The organism is Christiangramia lutea, from assembly GCF_022489035.1.
Classification (GTDB): Bacteria; Bacteroidota; Bacteroidia; order Flavobacteriales; family Flavobacteriaceae; genus Christiangramia; species Christiangramia lutea.
Genome location: NZ_JAKVTV010000003.1, coordinates 136698 through 163181 on the forward strand (window position 1 = coordinate 136698; position 26484 = coordinate 163181).

Here is a 26484-nt window from a genome sequence, read left to right on the forward strand (position 1 = left end):
ATAGCAATTCATGAACTTTTAAAAATTAGCGGAAAAACCACAGAATTCATATTGCAATTGTTAATTCTATACTAATTGGCTCATTTTTTAAAATCGTCTAATAAGCTTCATGATAACTTTAAAATATAAAAAATTGATGTTATGAAAAATTTAAAATTATTTACGGTTTTAACCATGTTCATGTTTTTAGGAACCGTAGCCCTGGGGCAAACCAGTAAGACCGAAGTGAATATGACAAGTTCTAAGAATATTGTTGAAATCGCTTCCAATTCCAGTGATCACAGCACTCTTGTTACTGCGGTAAAAGCGGCCGGGTTGGTAGATGTACTTTCCAGTGAAGGTCCTTTTACAGTTTTTGCACCTACAAACAGCGCTTTTGAAGCATTACCTAAAGGTACGGTTGAAACTTTACTGAAAAAGGATAACCAGAAAAAATTACAGGCTGTACTTACTTATCACGTACTGGCTGGTGATTTTAAAGCTGCAGATGTAGTAGAAGCGATTAAAAAAGGTAATGGTAAAGCCTCTTTTAAGACCGTAAATGGTGAAGAAATCTATGCCATGTTAGATGGTGACAAAGTAAAAATCAAGGATAAGTCAGGTAATGTTGCTACTGTAACAGCAGCAGATCTTGATGCTTCAAATGGAGTAATTCATGTGATAGACACTGTAATTTTACCATAATAATTGGATATTAGAATTACAATGATTTTAAGAAGAAGCGGCATGTAGCCGCTTTTTCTCGTTAAATAAAAGTCAAATGCCTGCCATGCCTTTTATAATATATAACATTCAGGTTATTTTGCCGGAAATAAAAAATGATTCTATGAAAATTATTAAATGCCTCTCAGCTATATTTCTATTTAATATGTTTATGGTCTCTTGTGGCTCAAGCGGTCCTACAGCAAAAGATGACCTGAAAAAATTAAAATCTTATAATTCTTATGCTTATTTGCCAAACAAAGATACTATCATAAGCAGGGATTTCGATAATGATGAGATTCAGCAGGTCATAGTTGAAACCATTAATGCCAATATGGAAGATGAAGGGTTTGTCCTTAACAAAAGAAACCCGGATATTCTGGTGCATTTTCATCCTATGTTCGATGAAAAGGTAGCTGTAAATGCTAATCCGGTATATACGAACTATGCATATTATCGCCCGGGGCATTATATAGGTACCTATTATCAGGATTTTATGTATGAGAACTATTTCACCGTTCAGCGATTAAATGGCCCAAGGGTAGATCAAATCCCTTATAGAGAAAGGTCTATTGTAATTGATCTTGTAGATAGAAGAACCAATGAGATCCTTTGGAGGGGAACTTCAGAAGATGAAATTGGAAACCGAAGGATAGAAAAACAGATCAGGTCTTATATAGATGATATTTTTAAAGATCAATTCTAATATGAACCTTTAGTAAAACAAAAAAGCTGTGCGATCTGCACAGCTTTTTTTATTTATCTCAATTCAGCTTTGAGTTCTTTTTCGAATCTGAACTGTAGTTTGTTCATCATTTTGTCTACCTGTTTATCGGTAAGTGTTTTATTTTCATCCTGGAATACAAAACTAACTGCGTAGCTCTTTTTACCTTCTGGCAGGTTTTTACCTTCATATACATCAAAAAGGTTTACACTGGTAAGCATTTTCTTTTCAGTTTGCCTGGCAATCTGTTCGATTTCAGCATAGGAAACCGATTTGTCCAGCAATAGTGCAAAATCTCTTCTTACGCTTGGATATTTAGGAATAGAGGAGAAGCTCGTCTTTTGGGTTTTAGCCAGTTCGATCACTTCACCCCAGTTAAAATCGGCATAAATTACTTCCTGATCTATATCCATTTTCTTGAGAATGGATTTTTTCACAACTCCGAATTCTACAAGCTTTGATTTCTTGCCGCTAAACTGCAAACCTTCAGAAAAAATATCATTCTTGACAGCCTTGATTTTAAGATTCTTGATGCCAAGTTTGTCGAAAATGGATTTGATCACACCTTTCAGGTAAAAGAAATTTCCGGTTCCCGCGGCCGTATTCCAGCTTTCGGCAGTTTTTTCACCGGTTATGAATAAACTCAGATGTTTATTTTCTTCTCTTCCGCTAACGTAAGAATGATAGGTCTTTCCAAATTCGAAAATACGTAGGTTGCCTCTTTTCCTATTGATGTTGTAGCTTATAGCTTCAAGACCGGAAAAAAGCATGGTTTGCCTAAGAACGGAAAGATCCTGGCTTAGAGGATTAAGCATTTTTACCTGGTTTTCATCCTTAATTCCTTCGGTTAGCTTATTAAAACCTGAAGTAGTAAGAGAATTTGCCATGGTTTCATAAAATCCCTGTCCAATTAACTGATTTGCAATGAGATTCTGGATCTTATAATCCTCAAACTTTGAAGAATTAGCAACAGAAAGGCTTAGTTTATCTCCAAATTTGATATTGTTATAACCATAGACTCTAAGGATCTCCTCGATAACATCAGATTCCCGCTGAACATCTACACGGTAGGACGGAATAGTTAATCCCATCCCTGTTTCGGTTACATTATTAACCCTAATCTCCAGAGAAGCCAGTATAGATTTTATCGTCTCCTCTTCAAGGTTTTCCCCGATAAGCTTATTTACTTTCTCAAAGGTTAGAAAAACCTGGAAATCTTCGATCTTCTTAAAATAAAGGTCATCGATATCACTGGTGATCTCACCACCCGAAATTTCTGATATTAGCAGGGCGGCGCGTTTTAAAGCATATTCTACCGAATTAATATCGATCCCTCTTTCAAATCTAAAGGACGCATCGGTATTTATTGCATGTCTTTTGGCAGTTTTACGTACGCTTACTGGGTTGAAATAGGCGCTTTCCAGAAATACCTGGGTGGTAGATTCTGTAACTCCACTTCCTATTCCTCCAAAAACCCCGGCTATGCATAAAGGCTTTTCTGCATCACAGATCATAAGGTCTTCTTCGTGAAGCTCTCTTTCAACCTCATCTAAAGTTGTGAATTTGGATCCAGCCTTTAGGGTCTTCACATTTATTTCATTTCCAGCGATCTTTCCGGCATCGAAAGCATGTAAGGGTTGACCCAGTTCATGCATCACATAATTGGTTGCGTCTACCACATTATTTTTAGGAGTTATGCCAATCGCCTTAAGTCTGTTTTGAAGCCATTTTGGCGATTCAGCTACCTTGACTTCAGATAAAGTAACACCGCAGTATCTTGGTGCCAGATTAGAATCATCTACCTTTATCTGAATTTTCAAACTTCGGTTGTCTACATGAAAACTACTCACTGAAGGAGTGATAAGTTCTAGTTGTTGCCCTTGTTGCTGGTATCCAGCCTTTAGATCTCTGGCTACACCCCAGTGGCTCATGGCATCTGCACGGTTAGGAGTAAGTCCGATTTCGAAAACTTCGTCGTTTTCCACCTCGAAAATCTCAGCAACCGCGGTTCCCGGAACCAGTTCATTATCCATCACCATAATTCCCTCATGGCTCTGGCCCAGGCCTAGTTCTTTTTCTGAACAGATCATTCCATAACTAACTTCCCCACGAATCTTACCTTTTTTGATCTCCCAGGATTCTCCCTTCTCGTCATAGAGCACGGTGCCAATCGTTGCAACCGGTACCTTTTGTCCCTCACCTATATTTGGAGCACCACATACTATCTGTACTTCCTCGCCATTACCAATATTTACCTTGGTAAGCTGAAGTCTGTCTGCATTAGGGTGAGCCTCACATTTTAACACGTGTCCAACTACAATGCCGTCCAGGCCTCCTTTAATGCTCTGAAAGCTATCGATGCCTTCAACTTCGAGACCAAGATCTGTTAATAATTCGCCTGTTTTTTCAGCGTCTTCAGGTAGTTTGATGAACTGTTTCAGCCAGTTATAGGAAATCTTCATGAATAATCTTTTTCAGGCAGCAAAGATAGTATTACGAATGGTTTTGTCATAATCTGAAAAATAAATTTGTGCGGGCATGTTTAAAACGAAAAAGAGGTGATTACACCTCTTTTTTCGTCTGTCAGTTATTTAAGAATTTTTAATTTTTCTTCTTAAGGGTCATGGCTCTAACTTTTTCCCATTCGCCGTCATTTGAAGCATAAGTGGTCCACTCGACATCATTTGCTTTTTTGATCACTTCATGTTTTACTTTCACTTCTTTATCATCATTGTCCACGTAGCTTTCTGTTAATTCAAAATGATCTTTTTCAACTTCCTTCAACTGCATCTTTGAGTTCCATATTCCAGTTGGCTGATTTCTTCTAATAAATGCAACGTCGAACTCATCTTCATTTGGGTCGTATACCATTACACGTTTGCAGCAAGGATTTTTCCCAGAATCATCGTGGTCTACAATCATAATAGAACCATTGGAATCGAAAGACACATTGTTAGAACTTACTGTGCTGGTCAATTCTTCTCCATTTTGGAATGTAGTAGTTGTATTTTCCCAATTTCCCACCAAAAAGTTTAACTGTTTATCCTTATTTTCGAGGATAGCCATTTTTGCTCTTCCCGCTTCCAGAACAAGCTGGTTTTCCTCGGTATCCTTTTCTTTAGCCATTTTCATCGATTTTTCGATGTATTTTTTGGCTTCATCTTTTTTACCCATCTCCAAAAGAACATCAGAATAGGAGTCATAAGGGTTGGCCTCATTTGGATATTCCTTGATCTGGGCATCTAAAAGCATCTCGGCGGCCTTTAGGTCCTTATCTTCCTGCATTAAACGGTAAGCCAACACATTTAATGGTTCTGCCATTCCTTCATAATCCTTATTAGCATTGTTTTTCTCGTAGACCTTTAGAACTTCCTTTGCCCCATCATCCTTATAAACTTCGTAAAGCTTTTTGGCCATGTCCTGTTCTTCTTTTTGCGCCACGATCGAGGTTGTGAAGAAGATAAGTATCAGGCTGATACCCCATCTTAATTTGATAATTGCACCCATAATTTTCAATGTTTTAAAGTTTAAATAATTGGTTACTTTATGATTGTAGCATTATAGGTTAAAAATTAAATTCAAAATTATTTTAAGATGTTGATATTTAAATATTTGAATTTAATTTGCAGGGACTTAAAGATAAGCAAAAAAGCCTTCTGATGTTCAATATTGATCTTTAAAGAACCATAACGATGCCGGGTTTACTTCATCAGCAATGTCTGGATGAATATTGCGGATTTCCATGAGGTGGAAAATTTGCTAATTTATTTCAGGTTTTTTCTAGCTGATATAATTCCAGATCGTTTTGTTTTTCACCAGGCGGGCATAAGCATTTTTGATGGCTAGGTTTTCTTCTTTTGAGAGGTTGGGATCCTCTTTCAGAATTTTTGAAGCATAAAATCTGGCGGTCTGTAGTATGGAGTTATCTTTTACAATATCGGCGATCTTCAGGTTTAATACACCACTTTGCTGCGTACCCATTAGGTCACCTGGCCCCCTCAGTTTTAGATCTACTTCGGCGATCTCGAAGCCATCATTAGTACCGGTCATGGTTTCCAATCTGGTTTTACTGTCATTGGATAATTTGTGGCCGGTCATTAAAATACAAAAGCTTTGTTCTGCGCCACGACCAACACGTCCTCTTAACTGGTGTAGTTGGGAGAGCCCAAACCTTTCAGCACTTTCAATGATCATCACACTGGCGTTCGGAACATTTACTCCAACCTCTATTACCGTGGTTGCAACCATAATCTCGGTTTCGGCCCTCACGAACCTATCCATTTCATAATCTTTATCGGCTGGCTTCATTTGCCCATGAACGATCGATATCTGGTTGTCGGGAAATTCGCGGGCAATACTTTCATAACCATCCATCAGATCCTTGTAATCCATTTTTTCAGATTCCTGGATAAGTGGGTAAACTATATATACCTGTCTGCCTTTTTTGATCTCATCACGAATAAAGGCAAATACTTTAAGCCGGTTACTGTCATACCGGTGTACTGTCTTTACAGGTTTACGGCCGGGTGGTAATTCATCGATCACAGAAATATCCAGGTCTCCATATAAACTCATGGCAAGAGTCCGTGGAATTGGAGTTGCCGTCATCACTAATACGTGTGGAGGGATATGATTTTTCTTCCATAATTTCGCCCTTTGGGCTACCCCAAAACGATGTTGCTCATCTATCACCGCGAGGCCTAGATTGTGAAATTTCACTTTGTCTTCCAGCAGTGCATGGGTGCCTATGAGGATATCTATTTCGCCGTTCTCCAGTTTTTCATGTATTTCCCTCCTCATCGCTGTTTTGGTAGAGCCGGTGAGCAGATAAATATTGAGGTCTAGTTTTTCACACAATTCCTTCAATCCATTATAATGTTGAATGGAAAGAATCTCTGTAGGCGCCATGAGACAAGCCTGGAATTTATTATCCAGCGCGATAAGCATAGACATTAGGGCAACGATAGTTTTACCGGAGCCCACATCACCCTGGAGGAGACGGTTCATCTGTGCTCCGCTTCCCATGTCACTTCTAATCTCCTTGATCACCCTTTTCTGGGCATTGGTGAGATCGAAGGGCAGGTAATCATTATAAAAATGATTGAAATGATCACCAATCTGGTCAAAATTGAAGCCCTTTATTTTTTGCTTATGCAACATGTTTTTCCGCAAAAGCTGTAGCTGAATAAAGAATAATTCTTCAAATTTCAACCGGAACTGAGCCTTGGCCAGTAATTCCTGGTTTTTAGGAAAATGAATATTGAATAAAGCCTCTGCTTTGGAGATGAGTTTCAATTCTTTTCCCAAAGAAGAGGATAAGCTTTCCGAAAACTTTAAACCTGTTTGCTGAAGAACCGCCTGCATGAGTTTCATGATTACCCTGTTGGTAATTCCCTTTTTTTGCAGCATTTCGGTAGAAGGATAGACGGGTTGCATGGCGGGACGCAGATTCCTTTTATAATCAGCTACCAATTCCATTTCTGGATGCGGCATGCTAAAAGTGCCGTTGTACCAATTGGTCTTACCAAAGATCACGTAGGGCGTATTCAGCTTTAGATTCTCTTTGATCCATTTATGACCTCGAAACCAGATAAGTTCAATTTTTCCTGTATCGTCTACAAAATCGGCTACCAGACGTTTTCCTCTTTTTTGTTCCACCATTTTCATGTGAACAATTTTCCCAACGATCTGGACTTCTGAAGAGTTCCGTTGCAACTGAGCGACCTTATAAAAACCGGTCTTGTCGATATACCGGTTTGGAAAAAAGTTGATAAGATCCCGGTAAGACTGAATATTGAGCTCTTTTTTTAATACCTCGGCACGGTTAGGACCTACTCCTTTTAAATACTCAATAGGGGTTTGCAACAGGTTCTGGATCATAAAAACGAAGATATTAAAACCTATTGATTTTTATAGAAACACATATCGAGGAAGCGCTTTAAACTTTAAAATTTATGGATTGACTTAGCAAATTTGTATTTTGCAGGAGTTATTCCTCTTATTTACATGCGAAAAAACCTTGCTATCCTATTTAGTTTTTGTTCGGTTATCATTAAGGCTCAGGAAAAGGGACCTTCTCAAACCGAATTTTTCGATTTCACTAATGTTTCCGCTCAAATTGAAATATTGCCTTCGGAAAAAAGGCTTAATGGTTCTGTAGACTTTATTTTTGATATTCTGGCACAACAGGATACGTTGTTCATCGATGGGAAAAAGATGAATTTTACAGACGTATTTCTAAACGGCGATGAGGTTGAATACTCAAGTGACGATAAAGGGATCTACATTATTTCTCATTTTTTACCTTCTCCGGATAACAAGCTGGAATTAAAATATTCTGCCAAACCCGGGTCGGGAATGTATTTTATTAACTGGCAATTTTCTGACCTTGATAAGTCTGAAAAACAGGTTTGGACCCAGGGACAGGGAAAATATACATCTACCTGGCTACCTAGTTTTGATGATATGAATGAGAAAGCCGAATTTGATCTAAGTTTTGCCTTTCCGGCAGAATTTGAACTTGTTTCAAATGGCCGTCTGCTTTCCAATGATAAAATTAATGACTCTACCAGATTGTGGAAGTTCGATATGGAGCAGCCAATGAGCAGTTACCTGGTAGCGGTAGCGGCAGGAGAATTTGACTTCAATGAAGTTACTTCATCCACAGGAGATAAGATACACTTATATTATAAGCCGGAGGATGAACACCTGGCCGAACCTACCTATCGGCATACTGAAGAAATTTTCGATTTTTTGGAAAGGGAAATAGGTGTAGAGTATCCATGGCAGAATTACAGACAATTGCCTGTCCAGGATTTCCTGTACGGTGGAATGGAAAATATCGGCACCACTATCTTTTCAGAATCTTTCCTGACAGATTCCGTTGGCTTCAAGGACAGGAATTATGTAAATGTGAATGCACATGAGCTGGCTCATCAATGGTTTGGGAATCTGGTGACTGAGAAATCGGCAAAGCATCACTGGTTGCATGAAGGTTTTGCCACCTATTATGCTCTGCTTGCAGAGCGGGAGATATTTGGTGAGGATTATTATTACTGGAAACTATATGAGACTGCTGAAAAACTTAAAGAACTAAGTGACTCTGGTAAAGGAGAATCCTTACTAAATCCAAAAGCAAATTCTTTAACTTTTTATCAGAAAGGCGCCTGGGCACTGCATATTTTAAGGGAGCTCGTAGGTCACGAAGCATTCCGGGAAGGAGTAAAAAATTATCTCGAACTCTATAAATATAAGAATGTAGAAACCGATAATTTCCTAGCTGAAATAGAATCAGCATCAGGCCAGGATCTTACCCAATTCAAAGAAGACTGGATTCTGCAATCTGCTTTTAAGGCAGGCCAGTCTCTGGAATCCTTAAAAAAATCGGAATTCATAACCAATTATCTGGATCTGGCTGCACTTCGGGAAATGACCCTGGATCAGAAATATGAAAATTTGGAAAAAGCACTCGATTTTCCGGTGAATGATTATATAGGGCAGGAGGCGGTTCATCAACTGGTGGGTGAGCAATCACCTAATTCGAATTTATTGTATAAAAAGGCCTTTGAGACCAATAATGTTTTTGTAAGACAGGCTGTTGCTATGACGATGCAACAAATTCCAACGGAACTAAAAAAGGATTTTGAATCCCTTTTGATGGATGATTCTTACCTCACCATAGAGGCTGCACTTTATAAGCTTTGGGAACAGTTCCCTGATGAAAGATCGAAATATCTTGATCAAACCCGCGAGTTAACCGGATTTTATAATCGAAATATTCGTATGCTTTGGTTAACTTTAAGTCTGGTTACCCCGGAATTTGAAGCTGACCTAAATCAGAAATATTATGATGAACTGGCTGGATACACCGATGTATCTAGACCCTTTCAGCTTAGGGAAAATGCTTTTGGCTATTTGTTTCAGTTAGGAGCGTTCAATGAAATTAGTTTGAAAAGTTTGATAAAAGGGACTCAGCATCATACTTATAGTTTCAGGAATTATTGTCGTCAGTTGCTTTCAGAACTTATTAAAAATGAAGAATACCGGCAGGAAATCCTGGATCTTTCTGCTAATATGGATCAGGAAGAAACTGCTTATTTGAGATCTAAAATCACAGGTTGATATGCGTGCTTTGGTAATTTCAGGGGGAGGAAGTAAAGGCGCCTTTGCAGGTGGTGTTGCTCAATATCTTACTGAAGTTCTAAAAAAAGATTATGACCTATTTATTGGTACCTCCACCGGAAGTATGCTTATCTCTCATATCGCTTTGCATAAGGCTGAAAAGGTTAAAAAGGTTTTTACCTCAGTAAACCAGTCCAGTATTTTCAGCAGCCGACCTTTTCTGATTAAAAAGGAGCATGGAAGGGAAAATATTAGCATAAATCATTTTAATGTAGCCAAGAATTTTCTGAAAGGGAAAAAGACATTTGGTGATAGTTATAATCTCAAGAAATTGCTGAAAGATACCTTTACCCGTGAGGAATTTGAAGAATTAAAAGCCGGGAAAAAGGATATAGTCACAACGGTTTCAAATATTTCATTAAATGAGGTGGAATATAAATCGATAAAAGATTATGATTATGAAGAATTTATAGAATGGCTCTGGATATCCTGTAATTATACGCCCTTTATGAGCCTGGTAAAGAAGAATGGTTGTGAATACGCCGACGGTGGCCTGGGATCTATGGTTCCTATTGAAGAAGCTATAAAAAGAGGCGCCACCGAAGTTGATGCAATTATACTGCAAACCGAGGTAACCTATTTTAACAGGATGCCCTCAAAAAATGTATTTTCCCTTATCACAAATTTGTTCGCATTTATGCTGGACCGTATTGAAAAGCAAAATATCACGATAGGAAAATTTGCTGCCTCTAACCATGATGCCATTCTTAATTTTTATTATACCCCAACCGTACTAACCACGAATTCTCTTATTTTTGATAAGGAACAAATGACGGCATGGTGGGAGAGTGGCTTTGAATTTGCCAAATACAGAAACAAAGAACTGAATCAAATAGAACCTTAATGCGAGCATTGGTAATATCTGGAGGGGGAAGTAAAGGAGCTTTTGCCGGCGGCGTTGCTCAGTACCTTATTCAGGAGAAAAAGCGTAATTACAAACTATATCTGGGAACCTCTACAGGCAGTCTTCTAATTCCACACCTGGCGGCAGGTAATATTCAGAAAGTCTATGATATCTATACCAATGTTACCCAGCGTAAAATATTCAGTGTTAATCCATTTGTTGTAAAGAAAAAGGACGGCAGGGAGTATGTTACTATCAATTACCTGAATACGGTATGGCAGTTCATAAGGTCGCGACGGACTTTTGGAGAAAGTAAGGCACTGAGGAGAAATATCAGGAAAAACTTTTCTCACCAGGATTTTAATGAATTGAAAGCCCAGGTGGAAGATGTAGTGGTAACCGTATCAAATCTTTCGAAGAACCGTGTGGAGTATAAATCGATCCACGAATTTGAATATGACGATTTCTGTGACTGGATCTGGATAAGCTGCAATTATATTCCATTTATGAGCCTTGCCGAAAAAGACGGTTTTGAATATGCCGATGGAGGTCTGGGTTGTGTTGTGCCAATAAGGGAAGCCATAAAACGTGGCGCAACCGAAGTAGATGCGATTATTCTTGAGGCCGAGAATATGGAATACAACAAGATTCTCGGGAAAAACCCATTTTCACTAATGGTAAACCTATTCGGGTTTTTATTGGATCAGGTGGAGTATCATGATATTGTTGAAGGGAAGCTTGCTGCAATGAACAAAAAAGTTAAACTCAACATTTACTATACCCCCACCAAATTAACCGAAAATTCCCTAGTTTTCAATAAAAAAGCCATGACCGAATGGTGGCAACAGGGCTATGAATACGCCGAAAAAAAAGAAATGGAAAAGAAAGCAGCGAAGTCGTCCTGGTTTAAGTTAGGCTTTTAACCTCTTTTTTTATGTAAGCAAGGGCTGCATCTGTTGGAGCCTGCTTATCCATCAAACTTTTTAGAATTACCTGGCGAAGCTCATCGGTATTATTTACATCTCCCTTTTCGGAAGCCTTTCTTATCAAGGTTATTGTAGCGTTTTTCGCAGTCTTTACATAATCCCAGCAATCATTAGTGACATATATCTGCTGAGCCAGGTTGTGCTCGAATTCCTGCTCAATATTGGCAATTAATAGATTCGCATACAATCCAGCATCATCAGAAGTGGGTTTAACCCTGAAAAGTATTTTTCCCGGGGAAACCCTTTCCAGTAATAAGGCTAATCTTTCATAGGCCTGTAATCTAATGGGTAAAGCGGTTTTTTGTTTCTCTCGAAGCAGCATGAATCTTCTTCGCTGTTCATCATTTTTCGAGTAGGTATTAAAAAAATAAAAAGAGACCAGCCCAACAACAATCGCTGGTAAAACGCCGTAAAGCAAGTCTAATACTTCAGTTTCATTCATTTGATCTATAATTTAATCTATCGCATCCTCTGTTTCTCTCAAACTCTCCAGGTTGAGGTTTCCCCCCAGGTGCGGGCAGTCCAAAAGCTGCTGAACTGAGGCGAAATTTACTTCATCTTTATGGTAAGAAAAAGTAGTTGCCAGAGTTTTTGCCAGATTCTTGTCACTTAGATTGATATCAACATCGTCTGTTTTGAACTGGCAGGGATGTTCATAACCGCAGGCATGACTAATTTGAAGCAATTCCTTTCTGAATTTTACAAAATAAAAATTAGTTCGCATCGCCTTGTCTTCAATATTTATACCCGATTGTAACCACTTATTCTGGGTAGCGACTCCGGTAGGGCATGTGTTGGTATGGCAGCTTTGAGCCTGGATGCATCCAACACTCATCATAGCTTCTCTGGCTACAGTTATAATATCTGCTCCAAGAGCGAAAGCCATGGCCGCCTTTGCTGGAAAACCAAGTTTACCGGCTGCTATGAATACGATCCTATCTGTCAGTTTATATTTCTGAAAGATCTTATATACATCTGTAAAAGCATAGATCCAGGGTAAGGATACGTGGTCTGCAAAACTTGGTGGAGCAGCTCCGGTACCGCCTTCACCACCGTCGATGGAAATAAAATCTGGCCCGTGGTCTTTTTCCTGCATAAGACGGGCTAAATTTTCCCAATCCTTAAGTTGTCCTACCGCAGATTTTATCCCTACCGGTAGCCTGGTGGCGGCTGCCATTTCCTCTATAAAATTAAGCATGCCTTCTACGTTATCAAAAGCGGAGTGGTAGGCAGGTGAAATTACATCTCTGCCCATAGGAACTCCTCTAATTTCAGAGATCTCCTTTGATATTTTTGCTGCCGGCAGAACTCCACCTTTTCCGGGTTTCGCTCCTTGTGATAACTTCAACTCGATAGCCCTTACCTGAGGATTTTCTTTTACCAGTTGAACGAGTTTATTCATCGAGAAATTTCCATGCTCATCCCTCACCCCGAAATAGCCAGTTCCTATTTGAAAAACGACATCTGCACCTTTAAGATGATAGGGGGAAAGCCCGCCTTCGCCAGTATTATGGAAAGCACCCGCCAGTTTACAGCCTTTATTCATGGATTCAATAGCTCTCGCCGATATAGAGCCATAGCTCATTGCTGAAATATTAATAATAGAAGCAGGCCTATAGGGACGCTTACGTTTGTTCCAGGCTCCCATAACCTTGGCAGAAGGAATCAACCCTGAATTCTTGATATTAGGATGTCCTTCAGGTAGCTTATAGGGCAAAAGGGCATTATTGATAAATATATAATGCGTAGAAAAAATATCCTGGTCGGTTCCAAAGCCTTCATAATTATTTTCATTCTTGGCTGAAGCATAAATCCATCCCCGTTCGCGACGATTGAAAGGCAATTCTTCCCGATTGTTGGCAACTATATATTGCCGTAATTCCGGTCCAATGCTCTCCAGGAAATACCTTAGGTGTCCAACTACAGGGAAATTATGCCTTATCGTATGCTGTTTATTAAAAAATATATCTGAGACAGCAATGATAAACAATATGAGCAGGAGCCAGGCCCACCAGGGAACAGTATTTAAGAAGTTAAAAAATTCCTGCATCAGGTTTGGTTTAGGTAATCGAGGGTAAGTTGTGTCATTGTTTTTACACCCAATAATAAACCGCTTTCATCAATGTAAAAATCCGGGGTATGATGCCTTGTTGGTTCCGCATTTAGAGGTTGACCGCCCAGGAAGAAGTAGAATCCTGGAACTTTTTCCTGGAAATAAGAGAAATCTTCACCACCAGTAGTAGCTTTCGTTAATACTACATTTTGGGGTCCGGCAACTCTTTCAAGCGTAGGAACCATTTTTTGGGTAAGTTCCGGATCATTAAAAGTTATGGCAGTATTGTTCTGAAATTCAATAGTGGCTTCACCTCCATAAGCCTTGGCAATGGTAGGAACAAGGTCATTCATACGCTGAAGAATCAATTTTTTATTTTCCGGATCCAAAGTTCTAACAGTACCTATCATTTCTGCAGATTCAGGAATAATATTGAATCTAACTCCACTGGTGATTTTACCAACTGTAATTACCGACGCAGATTCTGTTAGTTCCGCATTCCGACTAATTATTGTCTGCAACCCGTCTATTATTTTGGCCGAGATCAGGATTGGGTCTACACCACTCCAGGGAGCTGATCCATGTGCCTGTTTCCCTTTTACATTAATCACGAATCTTTCCACCGCGGCCATAGTACCTTCAGGTTTATATTTAATGGTTCCCACGGGGGTTGCTGCATTGATATGTAAACCAAAGATCGCATCGACATCGGGATTTTCAAGAACACCTTCTTTGATCATTAATTTAGCGCCTCCCTCTTCACCCGGTGGTGGCCCTTCTTCTGCCGGCTGAAATATGAATTTTACCGTTCCATTTATTTTATCCTTATTTTCTGAAAGAATTTCTGCAACTCCCATAAGTATTGCAGTATGTGTATCGTGTCCACAGGCGTGCATTACCCCGGTTTTAGATCCCAGAAATTCGGTTTCAACCTCAGATTTAAAAGTAAGTTCGTTCCTCTCGGTTACCGGAAGCGCATCAATATCGGCTCTTAGGGCGACCGTCCTGCCCGGATTATCTCCTTTTAAAATACCCACCACACCGGTTTTGGCAACGCCGGTTTGGGTTTCAATGCCCAATGATTCCAGGTGAGCTGCTATTTTTTTGGCAGTTTCATATTCACGATTAGAAAGTTCAGGGTTTTGGTGAAAATCTCTACGCCATTCGATCACCTGGGCTTCAATATCATTAAATTTCCTTTCAGGAACGCTATTCTGAGAATAGGCCATTCCACATATTATTGTTGAAAACAGTAAAAGGTTGAATCTCATATTGTTTATTTAGAATTTTATTAATCTGTAATTTTTATTCTGAAGCTGAACTAGGGCAGTCATGGCCGATAAAGCAAAACTCACGTTATCATCAGAATTTTCTGGGAATACCTTATAATGAGTTGCACTTTGACCACAAACAATCACCTGAACACCGTTGTTTACAAGAGCCTCTATCAAGGGGATATTGGGATTAACAGCTTCATCGGGAAATCTTTCGTTGTAAGGCTTATTTTTCAATACATCCTGAACAGCCTTTCCATGGATCACAAGGGCAATTTCCATATTTTCAGGTGAAACACCAGCGTTTTCATGCATGTTCAGGTACCTGGCTGCAGTTTCGATCAATTTGTTAGGTTCATCTTCTGCAAAACTTCTGTTTACATCAAAGACAACCTTCATTTTAGAAACAGTATCGGTTTTGAAACCGGGAGATTTAACAGGATAGGTTTTTCCATATTCCGGGATAATTTCTCCTTCAATAAGGTTTTGAGAAAAGGAAGAAAATGTGAAAAGTATAATGAGCAGAAAAAAGTATTTGTTCATATGAATTTTGAGGTATATAGAGTTTCAGGATTTTAAAGATATTAAAATATAAATCAGCTTTGGGAAAGGGAAAGGATTTGTTTAAAAAAGCCACGGCATCGGGTTTCCTTTTTTATGCTTTTTGGTTACCTTTCAGCTTTTAAAAACGGAGAAAATTTGGAAGCTTATTTAGCTGGATTAAATGACGCACAGAGGGCTCCGGTGCTGCAAAAAGACGGACCCATGATTGTAATTGCCGGAGCTGGATCTGGTAAAACACGGGTACTTACCTTCAGGATCGCCTACCTGATGAACCAGGGGGTAGATGCCTTTAATATTCTTGCCCTAACTTTTACCAATAAGGCGGCGAGGGAGATGAAACACAGGATCGCACAGATCGTGGGTAGTTCAGAAGCAAAGAATTTGTGGATGGGAACTTTCCACTCTGTATTCGCGAAAATTTTAAGGTTTGAGGCAGATAAACTTGGATATCCATCCAATTTTACGATCTATGATACCCAGGACTCACATTCAGTGATTAGAGCTATCATTAAAGATATGCGGCTGGATAAGGACGTATATAAATACAAGCAGGTTTACAATCGAATTTCATCTTATAAGAACAGTCTTATTACAGTAAAGGCTTATTTTCAGAATGGGGAGCTTCAGGAGGCAGATGCCATGTCTAAAAAACCAAGACTGGGGGAGATTTATAAGGAATATGTAGACCGGTGTTTTAAGGCTGGAGCCATGGATTTTGATGATCTTCTCCTTAAAACCAATGAGCTTCTGAACCGATATCCGGAAGTGTTGCATAAATATCAGAGCAGGTTCAAATATATCCTGGTAGATGAGTACCAGGATACCAATCACTCCCAATATCTTATTGTAAGAGCTTTGTCTGATAAATTTCAGAATATATGTGTAGTGGGGGATGATGCGCAAAGTATCTATGCCTTCCGCGGAGCAAATATCAATAACATTCTGAATTTCCAGAAAGATTATGATAATGTGCAAATGTACAGGCTGGAGCAGAACTATCGCTCTACCAGGAATATTGTAAGTGCGGCTAACTCGATCATTGATAAGAACCAAACCAAACTTGATAAGGTGGTATGGACTGCAAATGACGATGGCCCAAAGATCATTGTAAACCGTTTGCTTACCGATGGGGAAGAGGGGAGGTATGTAGCCAGCTCTATTTTCGAGAATAAGATGCAGCATCAGTTAAATAATGGTGACTTCGCTATTCTTTATAGAACCAATGCACAAAGTAGAGCAATGGAGGATGCCTTGAGGAAAAGAGATATTCCTTACCGTATTTATGGCGGACTTTCTTTTTATCAGAGAAAGGAGATAAAGGATGTACTTGCCTATTTAAGGCTTATCCTTAATCCTAAAGATGAGGAAGCGTTGAAAAGAGTGATCAATTATCCTTCCAGGGGGATCGGGATGACTACTATGGACAGGCTTGCTATCGCCGCCAAGGAGCATAACCGGTCTATGTTCGAGGTGATCGAAAACCTTAAAAATCTTAACCTGAATATAAACCGCGGAACTCAGACGAAACTCGAGAATTTCGTAAACATGATCAAGAGTTTTGCGATCATGAATGAGACGAGTGATGCCTTTCAGGTTGCAGATACGGTAACAAAAAAGACCGGTCTTGTTCAGGAGCTCAAGAAGGATGGAACTCCTGAAGGTATTGCCAGGATAGAGAATATCGAGGAGTTATTGAATGGTATTCGCGACTTTGTTGAAGGACAAAAGGAACTGGCCGATGCGAGCGGATCACTGGCTGAATTCCTGGAAGATGTTGCTCTTGCTACAGATCTCGATAATGATACTGGTGATGAAGACCGTGTGGCTCTAATGACTATTCACCTGGCTAAGGGGCTTGAATTCCCTTATGTGTATATCGTAGGGATGGAGGAAGACCTTTTTCCATCGGCTATGAGTATGAACACCAGGAGTGAACTAGAGGAGGAAAGAAGACTGTTTTATGTAGCATTAACCAGAGCAGAAAAGCAGGCTTATCTTACCTATACTTTATCAAGATATCGTTGGGGAAAACTAGTGGATGCTGAGCCGAGTAGGTTTATCGAAGAGATCGATGAGCAATACCTGGATCTGATGGTGCCTCAGGATGATTATAAGTATAAGCCACTTATCAATACCGATATATTCGGGGATGAAGTTGATAAAAGTAAATTAAGGCAAACCAAGCCAAAAAGTGGCACTCCGCCACCTGCACATAAACCGTCTGAGGAACAATTAAGAAAACTCAGAAAACTGAAACCGGCTTCTTCTCAACCAGAAAGAGCTAAAAATACCTTGGAACTTTCTGAAGGCAATGAAGTTGAGCATATGAGATTTGGAAAAGGGAAGGTTTTAAAGATTGAAGGTGTTGGCCAGGACAGGAAGGCAGAGATAGATTTTGAACAGGGAGGAATCAAGAAATTATTACTCCGTTTCGCCAAGTTAAAAGTGCTCTCATAAAATAAATTATGATAAAGTGTATTTTTTACATATATTAGCTTTGATAGTTAGAGAGAGCCCTACACTTATCTAAATTTCACAAACCAAGCAAAAAGCAATTTTTCAAGAGGCCAGTCTGGTCTCTTTTTTTTGCAGTATGATGAAAATTTTTAAGTAACTGTAAAACAGTTGTTTAAAACAATTTCAGTATCTTTTAATCTTTACTTCGAGTTCTCAAAATTGAATTATGGAAAGTTGAATTTTGTTAAAAATGCTGTAAAAAATGCCTTCAATTACTACTTAACCTCAATACATTTCTGAATATTCTTTACCTTGAAAAGAAAAAACATGATTCGAGAAGGAAGTAAAGTGAAATGGGAATGGGGAAACGGAACCGCCACGGGAAAAGTAATTTCTACCTATACCAAAGAAGTCACAAAACAAATAGACGGTAGTGAAATCACCAGGAAAGGAGAAGAAGGTGATAAGGCGTTATATATTGAGCAGGATGATGGCAGTAAGGTTCTAAAACTGGAAAGCGAAGTTGAAAAGTCAGATTAATAAGTCTGTGTGAAAGTCAATACCAACTTTTAAATATTAATAGGTTTTAAAAAAACGAATTATGGCTGAATTATTAAGAATTTATGATGAAAACCCGGCTCCAAAACATATTAATAAAGTAGTAGACGTCCTAAAAAAAGGTGGACTAATAATTTATCCTACAGATACCATTTATGGTCTTGGTTGCGATATCACCAATGTATCGGCTTTGGAAAAGATAGCTCAGATCAAAAATGTAAAACTTGAAAAATCTAATTTCTCATTTGTTTGTGAAGACCTTAGCAATCTTTCAGATTATGTAAAGCAAATTGATACGGCAACATTTAAAATCCTAAAAAGATGTTTGCCCGGCCCTTATACTTTTATTCTTCCGGGAGGGAATAGTCTTCCAAACGTCTTTAAAAAGAAAAAAACCGTAGGAATTCGCGTCCCCGATAATAATATCTGCAGGGCAATCGTAAAAGGTTTAGGAAATCCAATTGTTTCAACCTCCATAAGAGATGATGATGAGGTTCTGGAATACGGAACAGATCCGGAACTTATTCTTGAGAAATGGAACAAACTAGTGGATATTGTCATAGATGGAGGTTATGGTGACAATATTCCCTCAACCGTTATAGATTTAACCACACCAGAACCTGAAGTTATTAGAGAAGGAAAAGGAAGTATTGATATTATGTAGCTTTTTGGTTACATTTTCAAATTTAAAAAGAGCCTTTCAAATAGGCCTCTTTATATTTTTACTGTATTATCGAAACATACCATTTTACAAATTCTTCGTGTACCTCGTCTGGCTCCAGTATGAATCCTTTTTTCTGGGCCTCAGAGGCAAGTTGATAGCCAAATTCAGCGGCGGCCAATCTCTGGGTAGGTGTGCCATGATGCTGTTCACTATCGATCAGGCAGTCACCAACATTAAATGATAATGTGAAATAGTCTTTTATTCTCCACCAGTTATAGGTAGCTCCTCTTTTATGCGTCATAAAATATGCTGCGGCAAAATCGGCTTCAAGTTCAGCAAATCTGGATCTTTCACTGTTCGTTTCCAATTGATCTATAAAACCCCAGTGATCAGAATTTTCGAATTGAGCCTGATGCCACCATTCGTGAGAAATTATTGCTGTGAAAGCAATTTTACCATCTATTCCTAGGGCTTCGAGGCTTTCCAGAAGTCCGTCCCCAATTACCAGAAGTCCGTTAGACCTGGTAAATGCGTCCATTGCAAATAAAGGGTTTTCAGGTATATTGGCGCTTTTAGAGGTGGTTTTCAGAATTCCATCGGCCTTTTCATATGCCTGATCTCTGTTTCGAACGGTTCTGTCAAAACTTTCTATCATATCTGTGAGGATCTCCCGGTCTGTAAGTGTTGAAGTATGCTGACCATTGAGCCTGATATCACGATTAAGCTTCCAAAATTTTTCTAATTCTCTTATTCTTTTATTCGCTAGTTGGTTGTATTCGCCATTTATACCGTAATAGTTCTCGCCTTCATAATAGGTTACATATCTTCTGTTTAGATCTGATAGATAGTTTATAAGTCTAAAATCGAAATAAGGATCCTCAATGAGTTTATCAAATTGGTTAGAAATAATTTCACCAAATTTGGTCACAGGGCAGGGCGAATTGATAATTCCGTCGTCGAAATAAAGCTGGTTTAAACTATAAATTTCGGTCTTAGGTTTAACAAAATTGTACTGTGGATTTTTGAAAACCTTACTCTGGGGATTGGTGGTGAAAACGTCCTTTTTTTCAGAAGGTATGTCTTCAACCTGACAGGATAGAATGGTGAAAAAAAATGAAAGCGCACCAAAACACCAAATGCTAACATCGGGCTTCTTCATAGTATCTAAGTTTAGGTGTGGTTGGTTACCGCTAAAATACTATAAAAACCTGATTATAAGATTTTTATGTGTTAAAAAAAAAGCCCCGCTTTTGCGAGGCTTTTGATTATTATTGATGGGATTGCTTACTCCTGACCAGAAGTAGCTTTTTCCATACCTTCTTCGATCATGCTGTAGAACTGATCTAGCTTAGGAAGAACAACAATTCTTGTCCTTCTGTTTTTAGCACGACCTTCAGCAGTTTCGTTTGTAGCAACCGGGATGTAGTAACTTCTACCAGCAGCAGTCATACGAGCTGGCTCTACACCAAAGTCATCCTGAAGAACTCTTACTACAGATGTAGCACGCTTCACACTAAGATCCCAGTTATCTTCGAACATTGAAGTGCTAATTGGTTTGTTATCTGTGTGACCTTCTACCATAAACTCGATGTTAGGTTTGTTCTTAACAACGGTAGCAACTTTTCCAAGTACTTCTTTCGCACGTGGAGTGATGTTGTAACGACCACTATCGAATAATAATTTATCTGAAATAGAAACGTAAACCACACCTTTTTCAACGTTGATCTCGATATCCTCATCGCTCATATTTCCAAGAGCACCTTTAAGGCTAGTTACTAATGCAAGAGTTACAGAATCTTTCTTATTCATCGCATCCTGCATAGAACGTATAGCAAGGTCTTTTTCTTTAATGCTTTCTAAAGAACGCTCAAGGTTCTCAGCTTCTTTCTTAGAAAGAGTAGCAAGATCTCCAACATTATTTAAAAGGGCAGCATTTGTATTATTAAGGCGTGTAATCTGCTCATTCATTCTATCTTTTTCATCAAGACAAGAATTCAATTTAACCGTAGCGGTATTCAATTGATCCTGAGTTTCTCTTTGCTTGGCTTCCAGTTCATTGTATTTTTTCTGTGAAACACATGAAGAAAGCAAAATGGCAGCTGTTGCCGACAAAAGCATGATTTTTTTCATAATTCGTCTCTTATAAATTTAATTTGTTAGAATGCCCCAAAAATATCAAAAAAATAATAAGGGGAAAGCTTATTTTAACTTTTCATTTTCCAATTTCTTCTAAAGCTCAGTGAATTTCTTTTTTCCCTGTAGATAATGTTCGAAAACTATAGAAGAGATGAGATAATAATTGCTGAAAATGAAATCTTTAGGTCGCTTCTTCCTCATTCTTCCGTAATGCCTGTAGAAACTGGCGTGAGCTTCAAGAATAGCAAAAAAATGATTGAATTTTCCTTCAAAAATAAACTTGATACCGGCAATGCCATCCATGATCATTCTGCTTAGTAAGATGAGAAAAACTTTACCCGGTTCAATGTTTTTCAGCAGTAAAAATAATCCGTTTCTAAAGTTATAATAGGTTTTTTTTGGATTCATTTCTGCTAGAGTGGCGCCACCATAATGGTAAACCCTTGAACCACCGGCATATTTAACACGGTAACCGGCATGATGAAGCCTCCAGCATAAGTCTATTTCTTCCTGGTGCGCAAAAAAATCTTCATCAAAACCACCAATTTCATCATAGACTTTTTTCCTTATAGCAAGGCAGGCCCCACTTGCCCAGAAAATATATTCATCTTCATTATACTGCCCATGATCTTTTTCCAGTTCCTGGAAAATTCTTCCCCGGCAAAAAGGATATCCGAATTTATCAAGATAACCTCCGGCCGCTCCGGCATATTCAAAATGATCCTTGCTTTTATAATCCAGGATTTTAGGTTGGACCGCCGCAGTTTTTGGTTCGTTTTTAAAAACTTCCAGGACAGGAGCAAGCCAGTCTTCGGTAACTTCCACATCACTGTTAAGAAGTATATGAATATCCTCCGGAACCGATTTCAGGGCAAGATTATAACCTCCGGCATACCCTGCATTTCTGGAGTTTGTGATGATAGTTACTTCTGGGAATTTTTGCTTTAGAAAGGAAACAGAATCATCGGTTGAGGCATTATCAGCTACATAAACTTTTGCTTCTTCAGAATATTTCATAACTGAAGGCAGGTATTGCTCCAGTAAATTTCTTCCATTCCAATTTAATATGACTACTGCTATTTTCATGATCTTGAATATGTCGGAATTTCCTTTAGAAAAACATAATTTTCATTTTCATAATCCATCTGGCAGAAAAAATGCTCAAGGCCATTGGTCACCATGAGATAATTAGCCTTTAAACTAAGATTGTAACGCGCGATCTGGTCGAAAGTTTCCTGAGTGATCTTTACTGAAGGAGCTTTGCACTCCACGATTAACTGAATATTCCCATCTGGTTCGAAAATTACCACGTCATACCTTTTGGTTAAACCGGCTATCTTTAATTGTTTTTCAACATTTATCAGGCTAAGTGGATAATTCTTCTCAGAATGTAGGTATTTCACGCAATGTTGGCGAACCCATTCTTCAGGGGTAAGAATGATAAATTTTTTCCTCAGATCGTCAAAAACGGCTATTTTATTTTGACTATTTTTGAACCGAAACGAATATGAGGGGAAATTCAGTTTTTGCATGTTTCAAAAGTAATAAAGAATATTACAGCCCTGCAATTTACTTGTATCGAATTCCTCTTCGCTAAATCTGCACTAAATTCCCTATGGACGAAGCAAGAAGTATTGTAACCGATATTCAAAAAGGAAATATAAAGCCAATTTATTTTCTAATGGGAGAGGAGCCTTATTATATAGACAGGATTTCTGATTTCATCGCAGAAAATGTTCTCTCTGATGAGGAAAGAGGTTTCAATCAAATGGTTATTTACGGAAGAGATACGAATATCGACGATATTGTAAGTAATGCCAAGCGATATCCCATGATGGCAGAAAAGCAGGTAGTGATCGTGAAGGAAGCACAGGATCTTTCCAGAACCATCGAAAAATTAGTTGATTACGCAGCCAACCCCCAGCCAACTACTGTTCTGGTGGTTTGTTATAAGTATAAGAAAATAGATAAGAGGAAAAAACTGCATAAGGCTGTCTCTAAATCCGGGGTAATTTTTGAGGGGAAACGTTTATATGAAAACCAGGTAGGTGACTGGATCATTAAAACCATGAAAAGCCGTGGATTCGGGATCTCGCCAAAAGCAGCCCAGATGCTGGTGGAATTCCTCGGAACCGACCTTGGAAAAATAGATAATGAACTTCAGAAATTACAGCTCATCTGTCCGGAAGGAACTACGATTAGTCCGGAGATCATCGAGGAGAATATTGGAATAAGTAAGGACTTCAATAATTTCGAGTTACGAAAAGCGATCGGCGAAAAAGATACCTTACGAGCTCATCGCATTATCAATTATTTTGCTCAAAACCCGAAGGATAATCCTTTAGTTGTGACTATTTCTCTTTTGTTTTCATATTTCTCACAAATACTACAATATCATGGACTTCATGATAAGTCTAAAGGTGCAGTGGCAAAACAGCTCAAGGTAAATCCTTATTTTGTTAGTGATTATGTTACGGCAGCCAGAAATTATCCAATGAAAAAAGTTAGCCGGGCCATAAGTTTACTTCAGGAAACCGATGTGAAAAGTAAAGGTGTTGGAGCTGCGAACGTTTCCCAGGGAGATCTTTTAAAAGAGTTGTTGGTGAAAATAATGAACTAAGAAATGAGTAAATTTTCATCCTGGATAAATGCCGCGAGGCTTAGAACCCTGCCACTTTCCATTTCCGGTATTTTTGTAGGGAGTGCGATTGCGGCGCAAGAAGGATATTTCAATCTGGCTATTTTTAGCCTGGCCATAGGTACCACCTTAGGATTGCAGGTGCTTTCAAATTTTGCGAATGATTATGGTGATGGGGTCAAAGGAACCGACAATGATGAAAGGATAGGGCCGGCAAGGGCCATTCAAAGTGGTTTAATCACCCAAAAAGAAATGAAGGAAGCAATGTTTGTGACTGCTGCTACAACCCTTGTTCTTGCTATTCTACTAATTTACGCGGCTTTTGGCGGCGAAAAATTACTTTCAGCTCTAATATTCTTTATTCTGGGTGTTGCAGCAATAGTTTCGGCTATTAAATATACTGTAGGGAATTCAGCTTATGGGTATCGGGGTATGGGAGATATTTTCGTTTTTATCTTCTTTGGTCTGGTAGCAGTTTATGGTTCTTATTATTTATATAGTCAGGACCATGAGTTCACCAGTATCTTTCCGGCAATATCTATTGGGCTGCTAAGTGTAGCCGTTTTGAATCTGAATAACCTTCGAGATAGAGTATCTGATGAAAAAGCAGGTAAATTCACTCTCGTTGTAAAATTAGGGGAGAAAAGGGCCAAGGCATATCATTACTTTTTGATCATAGGCGCCTTGTTTTTCTTTTTAATGTATTCTGTAACAAGTAGTTCAGAACTCAACGATCTTATATACATTTTTGCCTTTGTTCCACTAATTCTTCATTTGATCAGGGTATTTAATAATAAGGATCCAAAACTTTTAGATCCTGAACTTAAGATCGTGGCACTTTCAACTTTTGGAGTTTCAGTATTGTTTTCAATTGGTTTGCTTTGGTAGCTATAGGCCAAGTTTAACAAAATTATATACCCTGTCTTATTTTGGTTTTTTAGTGAATGCTTATTTTTATGAAAACCAACTTTTTTTAGATCATGAAAATTACATTTTACGGCCAGAATACCCTGGCATTGAAAATAGGAGATATTAATGTATTGGTAGATCCATTCGTTACCGGTAATGACCTTGCAAAGGACAAGGTGGATATAAAGGATATAAAAGCCGATTATATTTTACTTACCCATGCTCACCAGGATCATACGCTGGATGCCGAGGCTATTGCTAAAAATACGGGCGCTATTATTGTGAGTAATTATGAGATCGCTAATCATTATGAAGCCAAAGGCTTTGAAGTACATCCCATGAATCATGGTGGAAGCTGGGACTTTGAATTTGGTAAGGTAAAATATGTGAACGCAATTCATACTAGTTCTTTTCCAGACGGAAGTTATGGAGGGCAACCCGGAGGATTTGTAATAGAAGGAGAGCATAAGAACGTATATATAGCAGGGGATACAGCATTAACCATGGATATGAAACTAATCCCTATGCAAACAAATCTTGATCTTGCCGTTTTACCAATCGGGGATAATTTCACCATGGGAGTAGAGGATGCTATTATCGCAAGTGACTTTATAGAGTGCGATAAGATCTTAGGCTGCCACTATGATACTTTTGGTTATATAGAAATAGACCACGAGGAAGCGAAAAGGAAATTCTATGAAAAAGGGAAGGATCTTATGCTTCTTGAAATAGGTGAAGCAATAGAATTGTAATAGATGACAGCAGACTATAAAAAGTACATACTTAATTTTAAACGCCCCAGTGGAACTTCCCGGGGCGTTCTTACTGAAAAAGAGACCTGGTTTCTTAAAATTTCTGATGGGAATAATTTTGGGATAGGGGAATGTGGGATCCTGAGAAGCCTGAGCTATGATGACCGTCCAGATTATGAGGAAAAACTAAAATGGGTCTGTAATAATATTAATTTAGGGAAAGATATGCTTTGGGAGGAACTCAGGGAATTTCCCAGTATTCAGTTTGGGGTGGAAATGGCTTTTAAAAGCCTAAATTCAAAAGATCCCTTTTTATTATTTCCTTCAGAATTTACCGCCAGAAAAGATTCTATACCAATCAATGGACTTGTTTGGATGGGTGACGAAGGCTTCATGAAAGAGCAGATCTCACAGAAACTGGATGCCGGTTTCAACTGTATCAAATTAAAGATTGGGGCAATCGATTTTGAAACCGAACTTAATATTTTAAAGTCTGTAAGGGATAATTTTTCTGAAGATAAAATTGAGCTTAGAGTTGATGCCAACGGTGCTTTTTCTCCAGAAGAGGCATTGGAAAAATTAGGGGTGCTTTCTCAATTCAAATTACACAGTATAGAGCAACCAATAAAACAGGGCCAAATCAAAGAGATGGCTGAGCTTTGTAGAAAAACGCCTCTTCCAATAGCCCTGGATGAAGAATTAATTGGAGTAACCGATGTAACAGACAAACAAATCCTGATACAAACTATTAAACCGCAATATGTAATCTTTAAACCAAGCCTGATAGGTGGCTTTAAAGGGACTGAGGAATGGAAGGAGATTTGTGAGACTCAGGGGATAAAATGGTGGATCACAAGTGCGTTGGAAAGCAATATTGGTCTTAATGCCATCTCTCAGTGGACCTACACTTTAAATCCTGATCTTCCACAAGGACTAGGTACTGGTGGTTTATATACCAATAATTTTGATAGCCCCCTGGAAATAAACAACGGGAATATTAAATATAATAACTCCAAAAACTGGGAATTTAATCTATAGGAAA

General features: G+C 38.7%; 23 protein-coding genes. 12 read left to right on the top strand and 11 right to left on the bottom strand.

The features are described from left to right. Positions 1-141 precede the first annotated feature (141 nt). On the top strand, positions 142-684 hold the full coding sequence (locus ML462_RS09990; RefSeq protein ID WP_240713671.1) for a fasciclin domain-containing protein: 543 nt from the start codon (positions 142-144) through the stop codon (positions 682-684). Between the two features lie 142 nt (positions 685-826). Next, a complete protein-coding gene (locus tag ML462_RS09995; protein ID WP_240713672.1) occupies positions 827-1408 on the top strand; it encodes a DUF4136 domain-containing protein in 582 nt (193 codons plus the stop codon). 53 nt (positions 1409-1461) lie between these two features. Here the strand turns inward: ML462_RS09995 and pheT are convergent, their stop codons facing one another. From pheT to recG, 3 genes are all read right to left on the bottom strand, one after another. Beyond that, positions 1462-3888 (bottom strand): phenylalanine--tRNA ligase subunit beta, encoded by a 2427-nt coding sequence (gene pheT, locus ML462_RS10000; protein WP_240713673.1) that lies wholly within the window; start codon positions 3886-3888, stop codon positions 1462-1464. A 139-nt stretch (positions 3889-4027) separates the two neighbouring features. Next, on the bottom strand, positions 4028-4933 hold the full coding sequence (locus tag ML462_RS10005) for a tetratricopeptide repeat protein (protein WP_240713674.1): 906 nt from the start codon (positions 4931-4933) through the stop codon (positions 4028-4030). A 273-nt stretch (positions 4934-5206) separates the two neighbouring features. Then, entirely contained in the window at positions 5207-7306 is a 2100-nt protein-coding gene (gene recG / locus ML462_RS10010; RefSeq protein ID WP_240713675.1) for an ATP-dependent DNA helicase RecG, read from the bottom strand. A 126-nt stretch (positions 7307-7432) separates the two neighbouring features. Between recG and ML462_RS10015 the strand changes: the two genes are divergently transcribed. The 3 genes from ML462_RS10015 to ML462_RS10025 are packed head-to-tail and all read left to right on the top strand — an operon-like array spanning position 7433 to position 11374. Then, the gene (locus ML462_RS10015; protein WP_240713676.1) at positions 7433-9547 is read left to right on the top strand and encodes a M1 family metallopeptidase; all 2115 of its coding nucleotides are present in this window, start codon (positions 7433-7435) and stop codon (positions 9545-9547) included. A gap of 1 nt (position 9548) precedes the next feature. Beyond that, positions 9549-10451: a patatin-like phospholipase family protein gene (locus ML462_RS10020; protein WP_240713677.1), complete on the top strand. Its 903-nt coding sequence runs from the start codon at positions 9549-9551 to the stop codon at positions 10449-10451. After that, positions 10451-11374, top strand: a complete 924-nt coding sequence (locus ML462_RS10025) for a patatin-like phospholipase family protein (RefSeq protein WP_240713678.1) — start codon at positions 10451-10453, stop codon at positions 11372-11374. The genes ML462_RS10020 and ML462_RS10025 overlap by 1 nt, the downstream gene beginning before the upstream one ends. Here the strand turns inward: ML462_RS10025 and ML462_RS10030 are convergent. From ML462_RS10030 to ML462_RS10045, 4 genes are read right to left on the bottom strand one after another with little or no spacing between them, the layout of a single operon-like run. Further along, on the bottom strand, positions 11358-11879 hold the full coding sequence (locus ML462_RS10030; protein ID WP_240713679.1) for a DUF7935 family protein: 522 nt from the start codon (positions 11877-11879) through the stop codon (positions 11358-11360). The two genes, ML462_RS10025 and ML462_RS10030, sit on opposite strands and share 17 nt — an antisense overlap. Before the next feature lie 12 nt (positions 11880-11891). Further along, positions 11892-13487, bottom strand: coding sequence for an FMN-binding glutamate synthase family protein (locus ML462_RS10035; RefSeq protein ID WP_240713680.1), 1596 nt, complete (start codon positions 13485-13487; stop codon positions 11892-11894). Beyond that, complete coding sequence (locus tag ML462_RS10040; RefSeq protein WP_423738480.1) at positions 13487-14719, bottom strand: amidohydrolase; 1233 nt, start codon at positions 14717-14719, stop codon at positions 13487-13489. The genes ML462_RS10035 and ML462_RS10040 overlap by 1 nt, the downstream gene beginning before the upstream one ends. Positions 14720-14770: 51 nt before the next feature. After that, entirely contained in the window at positions 14771-15307 is a 537-nt protein-coding gene (locus tag ML462_RS10045; RefSeq protein ID WP_240713682.1) for a DsrE family protein, read from the bottom strand. A 156-nt stretch (positions 15308-15463) separates the two neighbouring features. Here ML462_RS10045 and ML462_RS10050 point away from each other — a divergent pair, with 156 nt between their 5' ends. The 3 genes from ML462_RS10050 to ML462_RS10060 all read left to right on the top strand — a co-directional run bounded on the left by ML462_RS10050 (position 15464) and on the right by ML462_RS10060 (position 19007). Next, on the top strand, positions 15464-17785 hold the full coding sequence (locus ML462_RS10050) for an ATP-dependent helicase (protein ID WP_240713683.1): 2322 nt from the start codon (positions 15464-15466) through the stop codon (positions 17783-17785). A 327-nt stretch (positions 17786-18112) separates the two neighbouring features. Then, positions 18113-18325, top strand: coding sequence for a hypervirulence associated TUDOR domain-containing protein (locus ML462_RS10055; RefSeq protein WP_240713684.1), 213 nt, complete (start codon positions 18113-18115; stop codon positions 18323-18325). Positions 18326-18386: 61 nt separating this feature from the next. After that, positions 18387-19007: an L-threonylcarbamoyladenylate synthase gene (locus ML462_RS10060; RefSeq protein WP_240713685.1), complete on the top strand. Its 621-nt coding sequence runs from the start codon at positions 18387-18389 to the stop codon at positions 19005-19007. 58 nt (positions 19008-19065) lie between these two features. Here ML462_RS10060 and ML462_RS10065 read toward each other — a convergent pair whose 3' ends face one another. The 4 genes from ML462_RS10065 to ML462_RS10080 form a co-directional block, all read right to left on the bottom strand. Next, the gene (locus ML462_RS10065; RefSeq protein WP_240713686.1) at positions 19066-20166 is read right to left on the bottom strand and encodes a hypothetical protein; all 1101 of its coding nucleotides are present in this window, start codon (positions 20164-20166) and stop codon (positions 19066-19068) included. 125 nt (positions 20167-20291) lie between these two features. After that, positions 20292-21137, bottom strand: coding sequence for an OmpA/MotB family protein (locus ML462_RS10070; protein WP_240713687.1), 846 nt, complete (start codon positions 21135-21137; stop codon positions 20292-20294). Between the two features lie 99 nt (positions 21138-21236). Then, the gene (locus ML462_RS10075; RefSeq protein WP_240713688.1) at positions 21237-22229 is read right to left on the bottom strand and encodes a glycosyltransferase family 2 protein; all 993 of its coding nucleotides are present in this window, start codon (positions 22227-22229) and stop codon (positions 21237-21239) included. Continuing rightward, complete coding sequence (locus ML462_RS10080; protein ID WP_240713689.1) at positions 22226-22675, bottom strand: type I restriction enzyme HsdR N-terminal domain-containing protein; 450 nt, start codon at positions 22673-22675, stop codon at positions 22226-22228. The genes ML462_RS10075 and ML462_RS10080 overlap by 4 nt, the downstream gene beginning before the upstream one ends. An 83-nt stretch (positions 22676-22758) precedes the next feature. Here ML462_RS10080 and holA point away from each other — a divergent pair, with 83 nt between their 5' ends. The 4 genes from holA to ML462_RS10100 all read left to right on the top strand — a co-directional run bounded on the left by holA (position 22759) and on the right by ML462_RS10100 (position 26480). After that, entirely contained in the window at positions 22759-23763 is a 1005-nt protein-coding gene (gene holA / locus ML462_RS10085) for a DNA polymerase III subunit delta (protein WP_240713690.1), read from the top strand. A gap of 3 nt (positions 23764-23766) precedes the next feature. Next, positions 23767-24669: a 1,4-dihydroxy-2-naphthoate octaprenyltransferase gene (gene menA, locus ML462_RS10090; RefSeq protein WP_240713691.1), complete on the top strand. Its 903-nt coding sequence runs from the start codon at positions 23767-23769 to the stop codon at positions 24667-24669. A 92-nt stretch (positions 24670-24761) separates the two neighbouring features. Continuing rightward, entirely contained in the window at positions 24762-25442 is a 681-nt protein-coding gene (locus ML462_RS10095) for a metal-dependent hydrolase (protein WP_240713692.1), read from the top strand. A gap of 3 nt (positions 25443-25445) precedes the next feature. Beyond that, positions 25446-26480, top strand: a complete 1035-nt coding sequence (locus ML462_RS10100; RefSeq protein WP_240713693.1) for an o-succinylbenzoate synthase — start codon at positions 25446-25448, stop codon at positions 26478-26480. The last annotated feature ends 4 nt before the right edge of the window (positions 26481-26484 follow it).

Bases quoted from the DNA above. Each gene is read 5' to 3' on its own strand.
- ML462_RS09990 (WP_240713671.1), top strand. From the start codon at position 142: ATGAAAAATTTAAAATTATTTACGGTTTTAACCATGTTCATGTTTTTA.
- ML462_RS09995 (WP_240713672.1), top strand. From the start codon at position 827: ATGAAAATTATTAAATGCCTCTCAGCTATATTTCTATTTAATATGTTT.
- pheT (WP_240713673.1), bottom strand. From the start codon at position 3,888: ATGAAGATTTCCTATAACTGGCTGAAACAGTTCATCAAACTACCTGAA.
- ML462_RS10005 (WP_240713674.1), bottom strand. From the start codon at position 4,933: ATGGGTGCAATTATCAAATTAAGATGGGGTATCAGCCTGATACTTATC.
- recG (WP_240713675.1), bottom strand. From the start codon at position 7,306: ATGATCCAGAACCTGTTGCAAACCCCTATTGAGTATTTAAAAGGAGTA.
- ML462_RS10015 (WP_240713676.1), top strand. From the start codon at position 7,433: ATGCGAAAAAACCTTGCTATCCTATTTAGTTTTTGTTCGGTTATCATT.
- ML462_RS10020 (WP_240713677.1), top strand. From the start codon at position 9,549: ATGCGTGCTTTGGTAATTTCAGGGGGAGGAAGTAAAGGCGCCTTTGCA.
- ML462_RS10025 (WP_240713678.1), top strand. From the start codon at position 10,451: ATGCGAGCATTGGTAATATCTGGAGGGGGAAGTAAAGGAGCTTTTGCC.
- ML462_RS10030 (WP_240713679.1), bottom strand. From the start codon at position 11,879: ATGAATGAAACTGAAGTATTAGACTTGCTTTACGGCGTTTTACCAGCG.
- ML462_RS10035 (WP_240713680.1), bottom strand. From the start codon at position 13,487: ATGCAGGAATTTTTTAACTTCTTAAATACTGTTCCCTGGTGGGCCTGG.
- ML462_RS10040 (WP_423738480.1), bottom strand. From the start codon at position 14,719: ATGGCCTATTCTCAGAATAGCGTTCCTGAAAGGAAATTTAATGATATT.
- ML462_RS10045 (WP_240713682.1), bottom strand. From the start codon at position 15,307: ATGAACAAATACTTTTTTCTGCTCATTATACTTTTCACATTTTCTTCC.
- ML462_RS10055 (WP_240713684.1), top strand. From the start codon at position 18,113: ATGATTCGAGAAGGAAGTAAAGTGAAATGGGAATGGGGAAACGGAACC.
- ML462_RS10060 (WP_240713685.1), top strand. From the start codon at position 18,387: ATGGCTGAATTATTAAGAATTTATGATGAAAACCCGGCTCCAAAACAT.
- ML462_RS10065 (WP_240713686.1), bottom strand. From the start codon at position 20,166: ATGAAGAAGCCCGATGTTAGCATTTGGTGTTTTGGTGCGCTTTCATTT.
- ML462_RS10070 (WP_240713687.1), bottom strand. From the start codon at position 21,137: ATGAAAAAAATCATGCTTTTGTCGGCAACAGCTGCCATTTTGCTTTCT.
- ML462_RS10075 (WP_240713688.1), bottom strand. From the start codon at position 22,229: ATGAAAATAGCAGTAGTCATATTAAATTGGAATGGAAGAAATTTACTG.
- ML462_RS10080 (WP_240713689.1), bottom strand. From the start codon at position 22,675: ATGCAAAAACTGAATTTCCCCTCATATTCGTTTCGGTTCAAAAATAGT.
- holA (WP_240713690.1), top strand. From the start codon at position 22,759: ATGGACGAAGCAAGAAGTATTGTAACCGATATTCAAAAAGGAAATATA.
- menA (WP_240713691.1), top strand. From the start codon at position 23,767: ATGAGTAAATTTTCATCCTGGATAAATGCCGCGAGGCTTAGAACCCTG.
- ML462_RS10095 (WP_240713692.1), top strand. From the start codon at position 24,762: ATGAAAATTACATTTTACGGCCAGAATACCCTGGCATTGAAAATAGGA.
- ML462_RS10100 (WP_240713693.1), top strand. From the start codon at position 25,446: ATGACAGCAGACTATAAAAAGTACATACTTAATTTTAAACGCCCCAGT.